At 72.1% G+C, this 13,887-nt stretch carries 12 protein-coding genes; 8 read left to right on the forward strand and 4 right to left on the reverse strand.

Annotated elements, in window-relative coordinates:
• Positions 1-72 precede the first annotated feature (72 nt).
• Both ACIHCM_RS30215 and ACIHCM_RS30220 read left to right on the forward strand, forming a co-directional pair.
• A complete protein-coding gene (locus tag ACIHCM_RS30215; protein ID WP_399902661.1) occupies positions 73-1,014 on the forward strand; it encodes a 5-dehydro-4-deoxyglucarate dehydratase in 942 nt (313 codons plus the stop codon).
• Positions 1,011-2,177 (forward strand): hypothetical protein, encoded by a 1,167-nt coding sequence (locus tag ACIHCM_RS30220; RefSeq protein WP_399902663.1) that lies wholly within the window; start codon positions 1,011-1,013, stop codon positions 2,175-2,177. Before ACIHCM_RS30215 ends, ACIHCM_RS30220 begins: the two co-directional genes overlap by 4 nt.
• Here the strand turns inward: ACIHCM_RS30220 and ACIHCM_RS30225 are convergent.
• Positions 2,114-3,352, reverse strand: coding sequence for an MFS transporter (locus ACIHCM_RS30225; RefSeq protein ID WP_399902666.1), 1,239 nt, complete (start codon positions 3,350-3,352; stop codon positions 2,114-2,116). The two genes, ACIHCM_RS30220 and ACIHCM_RS30225, sit on opposite strands and share 64 nt — an antisense overlap.
• 130 nt (positions 3,353-3,482) lie before the next feature.
• Between ACIHCM_RS30225 and ACIHCM_RS30230 the strand changes: the two genes are divergently transcribed.
• Positions 3,483-4,079, forward strand: coding sequence for a TIGR03086 family metal-binding protein (locus tag ACIHCM_RS30230; protein WP_399902669.1), 597 nt, complete (start codon positions 3,483-3,485; stop codon positions 4,077-4,079).
• Positions 4,080-4,486: 407 nt separating this feature from the next.
• Complete coding sequence (locus ACIHCM_RS30235; protein WP_399902672.1) at positions 4,487-5,944, forward strand: NCS2 family permease; 1,458 nt, start codon at positions 4,487-4,489, stop codon at positions 5,942-5,944.
• A 34-nt stretch (positions 5,945-5,978) separates the two neighbouring features.
• On the opposite strand, the gene ACIHCM_RS30240 is transcribed toward ACIHCM_RS30235, so the two are convergent.
• Positions 5,979-7,430, reverse strand: a complete 1,452-nt coding sequence (locus ACIHCM_RS30240) for a peptidoglycan D,D-transpeptidase FtsI family protein (RefSeq protein WP_399902675.1) — start codon at positions 7,428-7,430, stop codon at positions 5,979-5,981.
• Positions 7,431-7,635: 205 nt separating this feature from the next.
• Complete coding sequence (locus tag ACIHCM_RS30245; protein ID WP_393111464.1) at positions 7,636-8,409, reverse strand: IclR family transcriptional regulator; 774 nt, start codon at positions 8,407-8,409, stop codon at positions 7,636-7,638.
• Between the two features lie 150 nt (positions 8,410-8,559).
• Between ACIHCM_RS30245 and ACIHCM_RS30250 the strand changes: the two genes are divergently transcribed.
• The 4 genes from ACIHCM_RS30250 to ACIHCM_RS30265 all read left to right on the forward strand — a co-directional run bounded on the left by ACIHCM_RS30250 (position 8,560) and on the right by ACIHCM_RS30265 (position 12,915).
• Positions 8,560-10,089: an aldehyde dehydrogenase (NADP(+)) gene (locus ACIHCM_RS30250; RefSeq protein ID WP_399902679.1), complete on the forward strand. Its 1,530-nt coding sequence runs from the start codon at positions 8,560-8,562 to the stop codon at positions 10,087-10,089.
• A 130-nt stretch (positions 10,090-10,219) separates the two neighbouring features.
• Positions 10,220-10,828 carry a DUF1349 domain-containing protein gene (locus ACIHCM_RS30255; RefSeq protein ID WP_399902682.1) on the forward strand — a complete coding sequence of 203 codons (609 nt, stop codon included), beginning with the start codon at positions 10,220-10,222 and terminating at the stop codon, positions 10,826-10,828.
• A gap of 222 nt (positions 10,829-11,050) precedes the next feature.
• Positions 11,051-11,767: a DsbA family oxidoreductase gene (locus tag ACIHCM_RS30260; protein ID WP_399902685.1), complete on the forward strand. Its 717-nt coding sequence runs from the start codon at positions 11,051-11,053 to the stop codon at positions 11,765-11,767.
• A 95-nt stretch (positions 11,768-11,862) separates the two neighbouring features.
• Positions 11,863-12,915 carry an aminotransferase class V-fold PLP-dependent enzyme gene (locus ACIHCM_RS30265; RefSeq protein ID WP_399902688.1) on the forward strand — a complete coding sequence of 351 codons (1,053 nt, stop codon included), beginning with the start codon at positions 11,863-11,865 and terminating at the stop codon, positions 12,913-12,915.
• 76 nt (positions 12,916-12,991) lie between these two features.
• On the opposite strand, the gene thpD is transcribed toward ACIHCM_RS30265, so the two are convergent.
• The gene (thpD, locus tag ACIHCM_RS30270; protein ID WP_399902691.1) at positions 12,992-13,885 is read right to left on the reverse strand and encodes an ectoine hydroxylase; all 894 of its coding nucleotides are present in this window, start codon (positions 13,883-13,885) and stop codon (positions 12,992-12,994) included.
• Positions 13,886-13,887: the final 2 nt, after the last annotated feature.

Here is a 13,887-nt window from a genome sequence, read left to right on the forward strand (position 1 = left end):
TGGGTGGCCACCATAGCGTGAGCACGTTCAGGAATGTGGACGTGAAACATGAATATGGACCTTGGAGAGCCCGTGACGCCAGCTCCGCTCGCCGCCCGCCTCAGCGTTCCCAGCGGGCCGCTGTTCTTCCCGGTCACCGCCTACGGACCCGACGGTTCCCTGCACCTCGACGCCTACCGCGCCCACGTCCGCCAGGGAGTCGAGGCCGGGGCCGCCGCCGTGTTCGCCTGCTGCGGCACCGGGGAGTTCCACGCGCTCACGCCGGAGGAGTTCGAGACCTGCGTACGGGCGGCCGTGGAGGAGACGGCGGGGCGCGTACCGGTGGTCGCGGGCGCCGGATACGGCACCGCGCTCGCCGTACGCTACGCCCGGCTCGCCGAACGGGCCGGAGCGGACGGGCTGCTCGCCATGCCTCCGTACCTCGTCGTCGCCGGGCAGGAGGGCCTGCTGCGGCACTACCGGGAGCTCGCCTCGGCCACCGCGCTGCCGGTCGTCGTCTACCAGCGCGACAACGCCGTCTTCACCCCCGGGACCGTCGCCGAACTCGCCCGCACGGACGGGATCATCGGCCTGAAGGACGGTCTCGGGGACCTGGACCTGATGCAGCGGATCGTGAGCGCCGTACGCGCCGAGGTCCCCGGCGGCTTCCTCTACTTCAACGGACTGCCGACCGCCGAGCTGACCCAGCTCGCCTACCGCGCCGTGGGCGTCCCGCTCTACTCCTCGGCCGTCTTCTGCTTCGCCCCGGAGATCGCCCTCGCCTTCCACGCGGCCCTCGGATCCGGTGACGACCACACCGTCCACCGCCTGCTGGACGGCTTCTACCGGCCGTTCGTCGAACTGCGTGCCCAGGGCCGCGGCTACGCCGTCTCCCTCGTCAAGGCGGGCGTGCGGCTGCGCGGGCTGGACGTGGGCGAGGTGCGGCCCCCGCTGCACGAACCCGGCGAGGACCACGTCAAGCAGCTCGCCCAGCTGATCGACCGGGGCCACGCGCTGCTGGAGGAGGGCCTGTGAAGGCGTCGGCGTTCGTCTACCCCTGGGACGTCAACGGGGACCCGTGGGCCCCGGAACGGATCGCCGCACTCGGCGTGGACCAGGTGACGCTCGCCGCCGCCTACCACTCCACGCGCGCCCTCACCCCCCGCCACCCCCGCCACCGCGTCGTCACCGCCGGGCACGCCGCCGTGCTCTACCCACCCGGCGACGCCCGCTGGGAGGGCCGCTCCCTGCGCCCCTGTCCGGCGGGCGCCTGGGCGCCCGGCGACGCGTACGGCGAGGCGGCGGCCGCCCTCACGGACGCCGGCCTTCAGGTGCACACCTGGGTGGTCCTCGCACACAACTCACGCCTGGGCACCGAACATCCGGACACCTCCGTCGTCAACGCCTACGGCGACCGCTACCCCTGGGCACCCTGTGTCGCGCAGCCCGCCACGCGCGCGTACCTCGTCGAGCTGGCCGCCGAGGCCGCGGTACGGCCGGGCGCGCACGGCACCGAGCTGGAGTCCCTCGGCTGGTACGGCCTCGCCCATCTGCACGCCCACGACAAGATCGCGGGCGTCGCCCTCGGGGACGCCGCCCAGTACCTGATGTCGCTGTGCTTCTGCCCCGCCTGCCGGGCGGGCTACGCCGCACAGGGCCTCGACCCGGTTCGGCTGGCCGACGCCGTACGGGCCGCGCTGGAGCCGGTGTGGCGGGGCGCGCCCTGCGACGGAGGCTGGGCGGGCGTCGAGAAGCTGCTCGGTGAGAGCCTGGCCGCCGCCACGCGCGCGTGGCGCGACGACACGGCACGCAGCCTCCAGGAGACGGTGGTCGCGGCGGTCCGCGCCGCCGCGCCCGACGGCTTCCAGATCCTGCTGCACGCGGACCCCGTGTCGTACCACTGCGGTGCCAACGCGGGCGTGGACCCGGGCCACATCCTGTCCGTCGCGGACGGCGTGGTCGTGCCGTGCACGGGAGGGGCGGGCCTGCTGACGCCGTTCGCCGAGCGGGCCCCCGAGGGTGCCGTGCTCGCCGCCAACTTCACCGTGGTCTCCGGCATGGGCGGGCGCCCCGGCACCCTGGCCGAGGACGCCGCACGCGCGCGTACGCTCGGGGCCACGGAACTGCGTCTCTATCACGCCGGGTTGGCGTCCGACGGCGACCTGGCGGCAGTACGGGAGGCGCTCGACGACAGCTGAAGCGGAGTCAGGAGCAGCGCCAGCCCGAGCAGGACCAGCAGCGGCCGGTGGGGGAGCAGCTCCACCAGGACCGCCCCCGCCGCGAGCCCCAGCACGTTGGGGGCGAACAGCAGGGTGCTCGCCGAGGCCGCCGTACGGCCCAGCAACGCGTCCGGGGTCCGGTGCTGCACGGCGGTCAGAGCGGCGACCAGCACACAGGGCAGCCCGGCGCCGATCGCCACGCTGCCCGCCCAGGCCGCCGGCTCGTGCGGCACCGCCCGCAGCGCGACCGCGACGCCGGTGAGCGCGATCCCGGCCGCCGCGAACCGGTGCTCACCGATGCGGCGCAGGGCGGGGCCGTACGCAAGGCCGGTCGCGACCGACCCGAGCCCCTGGAGGGCGGCGAGGACACCGGCATACGCCGGGGGGCGCCCGAGCCGTTCCACGACGGCGTACAGCAGGGCGCCGTTGAGGCCGGCGAGGAGCATGGCCGTGCCGCCGGCGAGGACGAGCGGCCGCAGGCGCGGGTGCGCCCACAGCTGCCGGACACCCTCGGACATGGGCGCGCGCCGGCCCTTGGCGGGCTGGCTCTCCCGGACCCGCAGGGCCGCGTACAGGACCGTCGCCAGCGCGAACGTGGCGGCGTCCAGCAGAGCCACGGCCGCCCCGCCGTACGCGGCGTAGACGCCGGCCCCGGCCAGCGGGGCGATCAGCTTCATGCCCTCGTTGAGGGTCATCCGCAGGCCGTTGAAGCCGCCGAGCCGGGCCGGGTCGAGCGCGGACGCCACGAGTGCCGACTCGGCGGCGTCCTGCACCACGCCTGCCGCGCCGTGGACGAACAGGACCGCGAACAGCAGCCACACGTCGGCCGCGGAGTCCACCGCGAGCAGCGTGGGCAGGATCGCCGCCATCAGCAGGTTCGTGGCGATCAGCAGGGGCTTGCGGCGGACGCGGTCGGCCAGGGTCCCCAGGACGGGGCCGGCGAGGACGGGCGCCCACAGGGCGAGCAGGCTCAGCGCGGCGAGGCCGTCCGAGCCGGTGAGCTCCTTCACCCAGACACCGGAGGCCAGCCACAGGGCTGAGGTGCCCAGGCCGGAGACCACCACGCCGCCCAGACAGAGGGCGGCGTCGCGGTCGGCCGTCGGACGCCGGGTCACGCCGCCGGCGTCGTCGTTGTTGTCATACGTACCGGTCATGCCTGGTCATCGTGGGCCCAAGGACCGGCGGAGCGGATCGGGCAGATGCCGTAGAAATCCGGCCCGCGACCGATGACTTCCGGCGCCGCCCTCCGTCTACCTCCCAGGACACCATCTCCGAGGAGCACCGATGACCGACCTGACCACGCTCGACCTCGGCCCGCAGACCCGGATCGTCGCGCACCTCGCGGCCGGCGTCGCCGACGAGCAGCTCGCGGACCCGACGCCGTGCCCGAAGATGGCGGTGCGCAACCTCCTGGGGCATCTGCTGGGGCTCTCCGTCGCCTTCCGGGACGCCGGCCGCAAGGCTCTCGGCCCGACGACCGACACCAGCCCGGACACGACCGTGCCGGACATCGGCCCGGGCTGGCGTGCGGAGTTGCCCAAGGCCCTCGACGAACTCGCCGACGCCTGGCGCGACCCGGCCGCCTGGACCGGCATGACCCGCGCGGGCGGCGTGGACCTGCCCGGCGATCTCGCGGGTGTGATCGCGGCCGACGAGCTGCTGATCCACGCCTGGGACCTGGCCCGTGCCACCGGCCAGCCCTACGAACCCGACCCGGCGGCGCTGCGCGCGTCGTACGGCTTCCTGCTCGCGGCGGCGGAGGAAACGGTCCGCGACGGCAGCCTCTTCGGCCCCGTCGTCACCGTCCCGCAGGACGCGCCACTGCTGGACCGGGCGGTCGGCCTGAGCGGCCGGGACCCGGGGTGGCACCGGGGCGGGTGAGACCGGGCGCCACGACGCGGCAGGTTCGCGGGGTCGTCTTCGGACGACTCCCGGACTCGCCGCGGACCGATTGACGGCCTCTCCCTGAATGCGTCCGCTGCATCCACTACATGGTGCGAATCTCCGACACCCGGATGAGCGGCACCAGTTGCGCACCTGCGCGGCCACGGCGTCCTCTGCGGCGAACAGAGTCACCGAGGCGGGCACCGGCTGCGACTTCTCATTCCTCGCCCGGTCAGGCGAGGAGCGCGGGATTCGTACCCCGGCTGAACTGCCCCCGGAGCGCGGCGCCGTGCGGCATGGCCACCCCGATTCCGTAACACGGGGAAAACCTGAATCCGGTCGAACGCGGGAACAATCCAGCCAGCATTCGCACACGGATCGTTCAGGTAGCAGGGAGTCCAGCCATGTCCGAACTGAAGAAGCCGGCTGACCGGTCACGTCCTCCGTCGCCGGAGGTGAACGGCGTCGATCGGTTTTTCAGGGTCTCCGAGCGGGGCTCCAGCTTCGGACGGGAGATACGCGGCGGGTTCGCCACGTTCTTCACGATGGCCTACATCCTGGTGCTCAACCCCCTCATCCTGGGCAGTGCCGAGGACAAGTACGGCCGGCAGCTCGACCCCGTCCAACTCACCACCGCCACCGCCCTGGTCGCCGCGGTCATGACGGTCGTCATGGGCGTCGGCGGCAATCTGCCGCTCGCCCTCGCCGCGGGGCTCGGCCTCAACGCCGTCGTCGCCTTCCAGATCGCCCCGCTGATGAGCTGGGGCGACGCGATGGGCCTCATCGTCATCGAGGGCCTGCTGATCTGTGCCCTGGTGGTGACCGGCCTGCGCGAGGCCGTCATGCACGCCATCCCGCAGCCCCTGAAGCAGGCGATCAGCGTGGGCATCGGTCTGTTCATCGCGTTCATCGGCTTCGTCGACGCCGGATTCGTGACCCGGATCCCGGACGCCGCGAACACCACCGTGCCCGTTCAGCTGGGCGGCTCCGGCACGCTCACGGGCTGGCCCGTGCTCGTCTTCTGCCTCGGGGTGCTGCTGACCGTCGGGCTGCTCGCCCGCCGGGTCAAGGGCGCCATCCTGGTCAGCATCGTGACCATGACGGTCGTCGCAATGCTCGTCGACTCCCTCGCGGACGTGAGGACTTGGGGTCTGACGACACCTGCCTGGCCCGGCCAGGTGGTCGCCAGCCCCGACTTCGGCCTGATCGGGGAGTTCGACCTGTTCGGCGCGTTCGGCGAACCCGGCGTCGGCGTCGTCACCGTCGTGCTGCTGATCTTCACGCTGATCCTGTCCGACTTCTTCGACACCATGGGCACGGTCGTCGGCATCAGCACCGAGGCCGGGCTGCTCGACGAGGACGGCAAGGTCCCGAACCTCGGCCGCGTCCTGCTCATCGACGGCGCGGCGGCCGTCGCGGGCGGCGCCTCGTCCGCGTCGTCCGCCACGTCCTACATCGAGTCGGCGGCCGGCGTCGGCGAGGGCGCCCGCACCGGCTTCTCCAACCTCGTCACCGGTGGCCTGTTCGCCCTCGCCCTCTTCCTCACCCCGCTGCTCACCGTCGTCCCGCTCCAGGCGGCCGCCCCGGCGCTGGTCGCCGTCGGGTTCCTGATGATGACCCAGGTCAAGCAGATCGACTGGGACCGCTACGAGATCGCGGTCCCGGCGTTCCTCACCATCGCCGTGATGCCCTTCACGTACTCCATCACCAACGGCATCGGCGCGGGCTTCCTCGCCTACGTCGTCATCAAGACGGTGCTCGGCAAGGCCAAGGAGGTCCACTGGCTGCTGTGGGGGACCTCGGCGCTGTTCCTGGTGTACTTCGCGATCGACCCGATCGAGCAGGTCCTCGGCGTCAGGTGAGGTGTGGGGGCGACCCCGGTGGCCGCCCCCACCCCTACCGCAGCGCCGCCTCCATGACGGCCTTGGCCACCGGCGCCGCCAGCCCGTTGCCGCTGACCTCCGAGCGCGCCGCGTCGGACTGCTCGACCACCACCGCCACCGCGACCTCCTTGTCCGAGGAGTCGGACTTGGCGTACGAGGTGAACCAGGCGTACGGCGTCTTGCTGTTGTTCTCGCCGTGCTGGGCCGTGCCCGTCTTGCCGCCCACGGTGGCGCCGGAGATCTGCGCGTTCGACCCCGTGCCCTCCGCGACGACCGTCTGCATCGCCGACTGCAACTGCTCGGCGGTGCCGGAGCTCACGATCTCCTTGCTGGAGGCGTTGTCGTCGTAGTCCTCCAGCACATCGCCGCTGTGGTCGGTGATCTTCGAGACCATGTGCGGCTCCACCAGCTCCCCGCCGTTGGCGATGGCCGCGGACACCATCGCGATCTGGAGCGGCGTCGCGGTCACGTCGAACTGGCCGATGCCGGAGAGGGCGGTCTGCGCCTTGTCCATCTCCTTCGGGTACACACTCTCGTACGCGCGCACCGGAACGTCCTGCTCGCCGTCGTTGAACCCGAACCTCTCCGCCATCTCGCGGACCTTGTCCTGGCCCAGGTCGACGGCCATCTTGCCGAAGACGTTGTTGCAGGAGTACTGGAGCGCCACCCGGATCGAGGCGTTCTCGCAGGGCGCGTCCGGGTTCTCGTTGGTGAGGTTGCTGGAGGACTGCGGCAGCGGGTACGGGTCGGGGCTGTCCGTCCTGTCGTCCACCGACGCGTACAGCCCGTCCTCCAGCGCGGCCGCCGCGACGACCAGCTTGAAGGTGGAGCCGGGCGGCAGCGGCTGGCGCAGCGCCCGGTTGGTCATCGGCTTGTCCTCGTCGTCCTTGGTGAGCTGTGTCCAGACCTCCGGGTTGCCCGCGGTGATCTCCGAGGGGTCGTACGACGGGGTCGAGACGACGGCCAGGATCTTCCCGGTCTTCGGGTCGATCGCGACGGCGGCGCCCTTCTTGTCGCCCAGCGCCTCGTAGGCCGCCCGCTGGGCGGCCGGATCGATCGTCGTGATCACGTCACCCGGGTCGGCACGCTTGTCGGTGACCGTGTCCATCACGGTCTTCAGCCGGGTGTCGGTGCCGTCCAGCAGGTCCTGGTAGATCCCCTCCAGCTGGGTGGCGCCGTACACCTGCGAGCTGTAGCCCGTCACCGCCGCGTACAGCGCGCCGTCCTTGTACGTCCGCTTGTATCTGAGGTCGCCGCTCGTCGTCCGGGCCGAGCCGGTCACCGAGTCGCCGGCCACGACGATGTTGCCGAGCGGCGCGCTGTACAGCTCGATCGCGTTCCGCCGGTTGTCCTTGTCGTCCGCGAGCGCCTGGCCCTTGTAGAACTGCACCCAGGTGGCCCTGACCAGCAGGACCAGCACCAGGAGCAGCGCGAAGACCGACGCGCGCCTGATCGTCTTGTTCATCCCGCATGACAGACGAGCGGCACCGGCCGGAACGTTCCCTTCCGTCCCGTTTTCTCATCGGTTCCTCAGAAACCCGGCCTCGTACGCCGCGATCACCGCCTGGGAACGGTCCCGGGTGCCGGACCGGCGCGCAGCGCGTCGTAGACGCAGGAGCCGTTCTCGGCTCCCGCGCGCGGGAGAGCGGGCCGCCTCCCACGGTCCACGGCTACAGCCTCCGTGTGGCGAGCGTCAGCCGGTCGCGGGCGTCGAACAGGGCGTCCTTGACCATCTGTTCGTGCGCGGGGGTGAGCCGGGCCACCGGGATCGAGCAGCTGATGGCGTCGCGGGCGGGGGTGCGGTACGGGATCGCCACGCCGAAGCAGCGCAGGCCGAGGGTGTTCTCCTCGCGGTCGACGGCGTACCCCTGCTCCCGAACCAGGTGCAGCTCCTCGATGAGCTTCTCCCGGTCGGTGATGGTGTTCTCGGTCAGCGCCGGGAGGGTCTCGGGCAGCATCTTGCGCACCTGCTCGTCGGAGAAGGTGCTGAGCAGCGCCTTGCCCAGCGAGGTGGAGTGCGCCGGCAGCCGGCGGCCGACGCGGGTGAACGGGCGCAGGTAGTGCTGCGACTGGCGGGTGGCGAGATAGACGACGTTGGTGCCGTCCAGGCGGGCCAGGTGGATGGTCTCCGTGGTGTCGTCCGAGAGCCGGTCCAGCGTCGGCCGGGCCACCGCGACCACCTCGTCGCCGTCGATGTACGACGTGCCGACGAGCAGCGCCCGCACGCCGATGCCGTACCGCGTGCCGGTCGCGTCCGTCTCCACCCAGCCGAGTTCGACGAGCGTGCGCAGCAGCATGTAGAGGCTCGACTTGGGATAGCCCACCGCCTCCTGCACGGCGGCCAGCGAGTGCATGCCGGGACTTCCCGCGAAGTACTCGAGCAGTTCCACGGTCCGCACCGCGGACTTGACCTGTGCCCCGCCGCCTGTCTCGGCTGCCGACATCGCCCTTGACCCCTTCGTTCGACGGGAAACCAGAGATATAGTCTCCATCATATTCACGAACAGAGACGGCGTTCAGTATATCGAACAACGCTGGTCGGTGACGTCGTGAGTGACGCACGTACTGCGGCAAGACATCTGGAGGGACCCGCGGTGGCAGCAGCACCAGTCTGGAGTGTCGACCCCCGTACCGGGAAGCAGCGTGAACAGGTTGCGGTGGAGGCCACAGCCCAGGAGGTGGACACCACCGTCCGTGCCGCGCACGACGCCCGGGGTGCCCTCGCCGACCGCACCGTCCGCGCCGCTTTCCTCCGCTCCGCCGCCGATCAACTGGAAGCGGCCCGGGACGGCCTCGTGGAGACCGCCGACGCCGAGACCGCGCTCGGCCCCGTCCGGCTGACCGGCGAACTCGCGCGTACCTGTTACCAGTTGCGGGCCTTCGCCGGGATCGTCGAGGAGGGCGCCTTCCTCGACGTCGTCGTCGACCACCCCGACGACACCGCCACCCCGCCCATTCCTGACCTGCGCCGCTACAAGATCCCGCTGGGCGTCGTCGCCGTCTACTCCGCCTCCAACTTCCCCTTCGCCTTCTCCGTCGCCGGCGGCGACACCGCCAGCGCCCTGGCCGCCGGGTGCCCCGTCGTCGTCAAGGCCCACCCCGACCACCCGGCCCTGTCCGAGCTGGTCGCCAAGGTGCTGCGCCGGGCCGCCCGGGAACACGGGGTCCCCGACGGGGTGGTGGGCCTCGTCCACGGCTTCGAGGCGGGAGTGGAGCTGATCGGGCACCCACTGGTCGCGGCGGCCGGATTCACCGGCTCGGTGCGCGGCGGGCGTGCCCTCTTCGACGCGGCGGCCGCGCGTCCCGTCCCGATCCCCTTCCACGGCGAGCTGGGCTCCCTGAACCCGGTGCTGGTCACCGAGGCGGCGGCCGCGGAACGCGCCGAGCAGATCGGCGCCGGGCTGGCGGGCTCGATGACGCTGGGCGTCGGGCAGTTCTGCGTGAAGCCCGGGCTGGTGCTGGCGCCGTCCGGCGCGGCGGGCGACCAGCTGGTGAAGTCGCTGACGGACGCGGTCAGCAACACCGAGGCGGGCGTGCTGCTGGACCACCGGATGCGGGACAACTTCGTCGCCGGGGTCGCCGAGCGGGCCGCGCTCGACGGCGTCGAGTCGCCCGTGACACCCGGCGCGGGCGGTGAGCACACGGTCGGCGCGGGCTTCCTGACGGTGCCGGCGCAGAAGCTGGCGCACGAGGGCGCGCACGACCTGCTGCTGGAGGAGTGCTTCGGACCGGTCACGGTCGTGGTCCGCTACGAGGACGAGGACGAGGCGACGGCCGTGCTCTCCCGGCTGCCGGGGAACCTGACGGCGACGGTGCACCTGTCGGCGGAGGAGGCCGCGGGGGAGGGGCGCGGGCGTCAGCTGCTGGCGCAGCTGACGCCGCTCGCGGGGCGCGTGCTGGTGAACGGGTGGCCGACCGGGGTAGCCGTGGCGCCGGCCCAGCACCACGGCGGCCCCTACCCGGCCACGACCTCGACGTCCACCTCCGTGGGCGGAACGGCGATCGAGCGGTGGCTGCGCCCGGTGGTGTACCAGGGGGCGCCCCAGGCCCTGTTGCCGCCGGAGCTCCGGGACGACAATCCGCTGGGGCTGCCCCGGCGGTTCAACGGGCGTCTGGAGCGGTGAAGCCGTAGCGGGCGCGGTCGTCCGCGGGCGGCGGGCCGTGGGTGGCCTGCCGCCCCACGTCGACGGCGCCGCGCCTGCCTGCAGTCCCGCGCCCCCGAGTCGCGTCCCCCGAGCCTGGAATGATGGGGCGATGGACATCGAGCTTCCCGAACTGCCCTTCCCCCTCCGCAGCTATGGGCCCGAAGGCAGCTGGTCCTACGAGGACGGGGTGCTCACCGGATGGGCCGGGGCGCGGCAGGACCGGTTCGTGCCACCCACCGGGGAGGCGCTGGAGCCCGCATCCGACGCGCCCCGGCTGCTGGGGGCGCCCGAGGGGGACTTCCAGCTGATCGCCCGGGTGACGGTCGGCTTCGCCGCGGCCTTCGACGCCGGGGTGCTCTACGTCCATGTGGGCGAGCGGGCCTGGGCCAAGCTGTGCCTGGAGTACTCCCCGGACGTGCCGACCGTCTGCACAGTGGTCACCCGGGGGCACTCCGACGACGCCAACTCCTTCACCGTCGACGGGAGTTCAGTGTGGCTGCGGGTCAGCCGCACCGGCCGCGCCTTCGCCTTCCACGCCTCCCGGGACGGCGAGCGGTGGACCTTCGTCCGGCTGTTCACGCTGGCCGGGGAGAAGGAGACGGGCGCGGCGCTGGCCGGCTTCATGACGCAGTCGCCGATGGGGGCGGGGTGCGTGGTGACGTACGACCACATCGAGTTCCGGCCCAGCTGGCCGCAGGACCTGCGCGACGGAAGCTGAGGGCTCAGTCGCCGGCCAGATGGTGGCGGTAGGCGTACCCCACGGCCTGTGCGCGGTCGCCGGCGCCGATCTTCGCGAAGATGCGGGCCCTCGCTGCGGCGCCGGCCATCAGGGGCGGGAGCGCGTTGCGCCGACGTGGGAATCAACGCCACCCCTTGAACGTTCACACATCTCGCGGGGGGACACCTCCGTGCCCCTACGAGCCGGAGAGAGCCGAGACATATGCGCGTCGAGATCTGGAGCGACATCGCCTGCCCCTGGTGCTACGTGGGCAAGGCCCGCTTCGAGAAGGCGCTCGCGGCCTTCCCGCACCGCGACGAGGTCGAGGTGGTGCACCGCTCCTTCGAACTGGACCCCGGCCGGGCCAAGGACGACGTGCAGCCCGTGCTGACGATGCTCGCGAAGAAGTACGGCATGAGCGAGGCGCAGGCGCGGGCCGGCGAGGACAACCTGGCCGCGCAGGCCGCCGCCGAGGGGCTGGAGTACCGGACGCGCGACCGTGACCACGGCAACACCTTCGACATGCACCGGCTGCTCCACCTCGCCAGGGAGCAGGGCCGCCAGGACGAGCTGATCCAGCGGCTGTACCGGGCGAACTTCGCCGAGGAGCAGTCCGTCTTCAACGACGACGAGCGGCTGGTGGGGATCGCCGTCGGCGCCGGGCTCGACGAGGCCGAGGTGCGCAAGGTGCTCGCCGACCCGGGGGCCTACGCCGACGAGGTGCGCGCCGACGAGCGGGAGGCCGCACAGCTCGGCGCCAACGGGGTGCCGTTCTTCGTGCTCGACCGGAAGTACGGGGTCTCCGGCGCCCAGCCCGCCGAGGTGTTCGAGCGGGCGCTGACCCAGGCCTGGGGCGAGCGCTCGCCGCTGACGCTGATCGAGGACGGCGGGGCGGACGCGTGCGGCCCTGACGGGTGCGCGGTGCCGCCCCGCGGATGAAGGCGCAGGTCAGGACGGGTCCATAAGAGACCCTTAGGGAATCCACGTAGAAATACGCGATGGACGGGGAGATCCTCGGGCCGCACAGTGGATCCATGGAGACCTTCGAGAGCCTGGTCCGTTCCGAGTTCGCCCCGCAGAACACCTATCTGAACACCGCGAGCAACGGGCTGCTGCCGGCCCGCACCGTGACCGCTCTGCACGAGGCCGCGCGGCTGCGGGTCGAGGGCCGGTCCCTGGACCCGCTGTTCGACGACGTGGAGGCCGCTCGCGCCGCCTTCGCCCGGCTGGCCGGAGTCCCGGCAGGCCGGGTGGCGGCGGGTGCCTCGGTCGCCGCGCACACCGGCGTGATCGCCGCCTCGCTCCCCGCGGGCGCCGAAGTCCTCACCGCCGAGGACGACTTCACCTCCGTCCTCAACCCGTTCCATGTGCGCGGCGACCTCAAGGTGCGGGCCGTGCCGCTGGAGCGGATCGCCGAGTCCGTCCGCCCGGGCACCGCGCTGGTCGCGGTCAGCGCCGCGCAGTCGGCCGACGGGCGCGTCGCCGACCTGCCCGCGCTGCGCGAGGCGGCCCGCGAGCACGGCGCCCGGACGTACATCGACTTCTCCCAGGCCGCCGGCTGGCTGCCCATGGACGCGAGTGCCTACGACTTCACCGCCGTGACCTGCTACAAGTGGCTGCTCGGCCCGCACGGGGCGGCCTTCCTCGTCGTCCCGGAGGACTTCGCCGGGCTGACGCCGGTGCTGGCCGGGTGGGTCGCCGGAGAGGTCCCCATGGACAGCTGCTACGGCCCGGTCACCGAACTCGCCCACTCCGCACGGCGCTTCGACCTCACCCCGGCACTGTTCACGTACGCCGGGCTGCGCCGCTCCCTCGAACTGATCGAGGAACTCGGCGTGGACGCCGTGCACGCCCATGACGTCGCCCTGGCCGACCGCTTCCGCACGGGACTGGGAGCCCTCGGCCACGAGGCCGTCCCCGCTCCCGGCTCCGCGATCGTCTCCGTGCCGGGGCTCGCGCACCGCGCGGAGGAACTGGCGCGCGCGGATGTCCAGGTCTCCGGCCGGGCGGGCAATCTGCGGGCCTCGTTCCACCTGTACAACACGGCCGCCGACGTGGACCGGATCCTTGACGTGCTGTCCGGCTGACCCGCCGTACGACCGGAGCCCGGACCCCCTCGTGACGGGGGTCCGGGCTCCGGTCGTACGGCTCAGGCGTGGTGGGTCACTTCACCGGGGTGAAGTCCGTCGCCCCGATGAACGACGGGCGGCGCACCGGCGCGGCGAACGGCTCCACGGCCGTGTTCTCCACGCTGTTGAACACGATGAACACGTTGCTGCGCGGGAACGGCGTGATGTTGTCACCCGACCCGTGCATGCAGTTGCAGTCGAACCAGGTCGCCGAACCGGCCTTGCCGGTGAACAGCTTGATGCCGTACTCCGAGGCCATCGAGGTCAGCGCCTCGTCCGAGGGCGTGCCCGCGTCCTGCATCTGCAGCGACTTCTTGTAGTTGTCCTTCGGCGTGGCCCCCGCGCACCCGAGGAACGTCTTGTGCGACCCCGGCATGATCATGAGCCCGCCGTTGGTGTCGTAGTTCTCGGTCAGCGCGATCGAGACCGACACCGTGCGCATGTTCGGCAGGCCGTCCTCGGCGTGCCAGGTCTCGAAGTCCGAGTGCCAGTAGAAGCCGCTCGCCCCGAAACCGGGCTTGACGTTGATCCGCGACTGGTGGACGTACACGTCCGAGCCGAGGATCTGCCGGGCCCGCCCGACGACCCGCTCGTCGCGGACCAGGGAGGCGAACACCTCGCTGATCCGGTGCACTTCGAAGACCGAGCGGATCTCCTTGGACTGCGGCTCGACGATCGAGCGCTCGTCGGCGCGGATCGCCGGGTCGTTCACCAGGCGGTCGAGTTCCTGCCGGTAGACGGCGACCTCGTCGTCGGTGATGAGCTGCTCGACGGCGAGGAAGCCGTCACGCTCGTACGCCTGGAGATCGGCGGCGTCGATCGGGCCCGGCGTGCCGGGCGCGCCCCAGACGACGGGGTCCTTGCGGGGCGTGGACACCTCGGTGATGCCGCGGCTGGGGTACAGATCGGTGACGGTGGTGGTCGTCATCT

This window comes from Streptomyces sp. NPDC052023, from assembly GCF_044548465.1.
Lineage (GTDB): Bacteria > Actinomycetota > Actinomycetes > Streptomycetales > Streptomycetaceae > Streptomyces.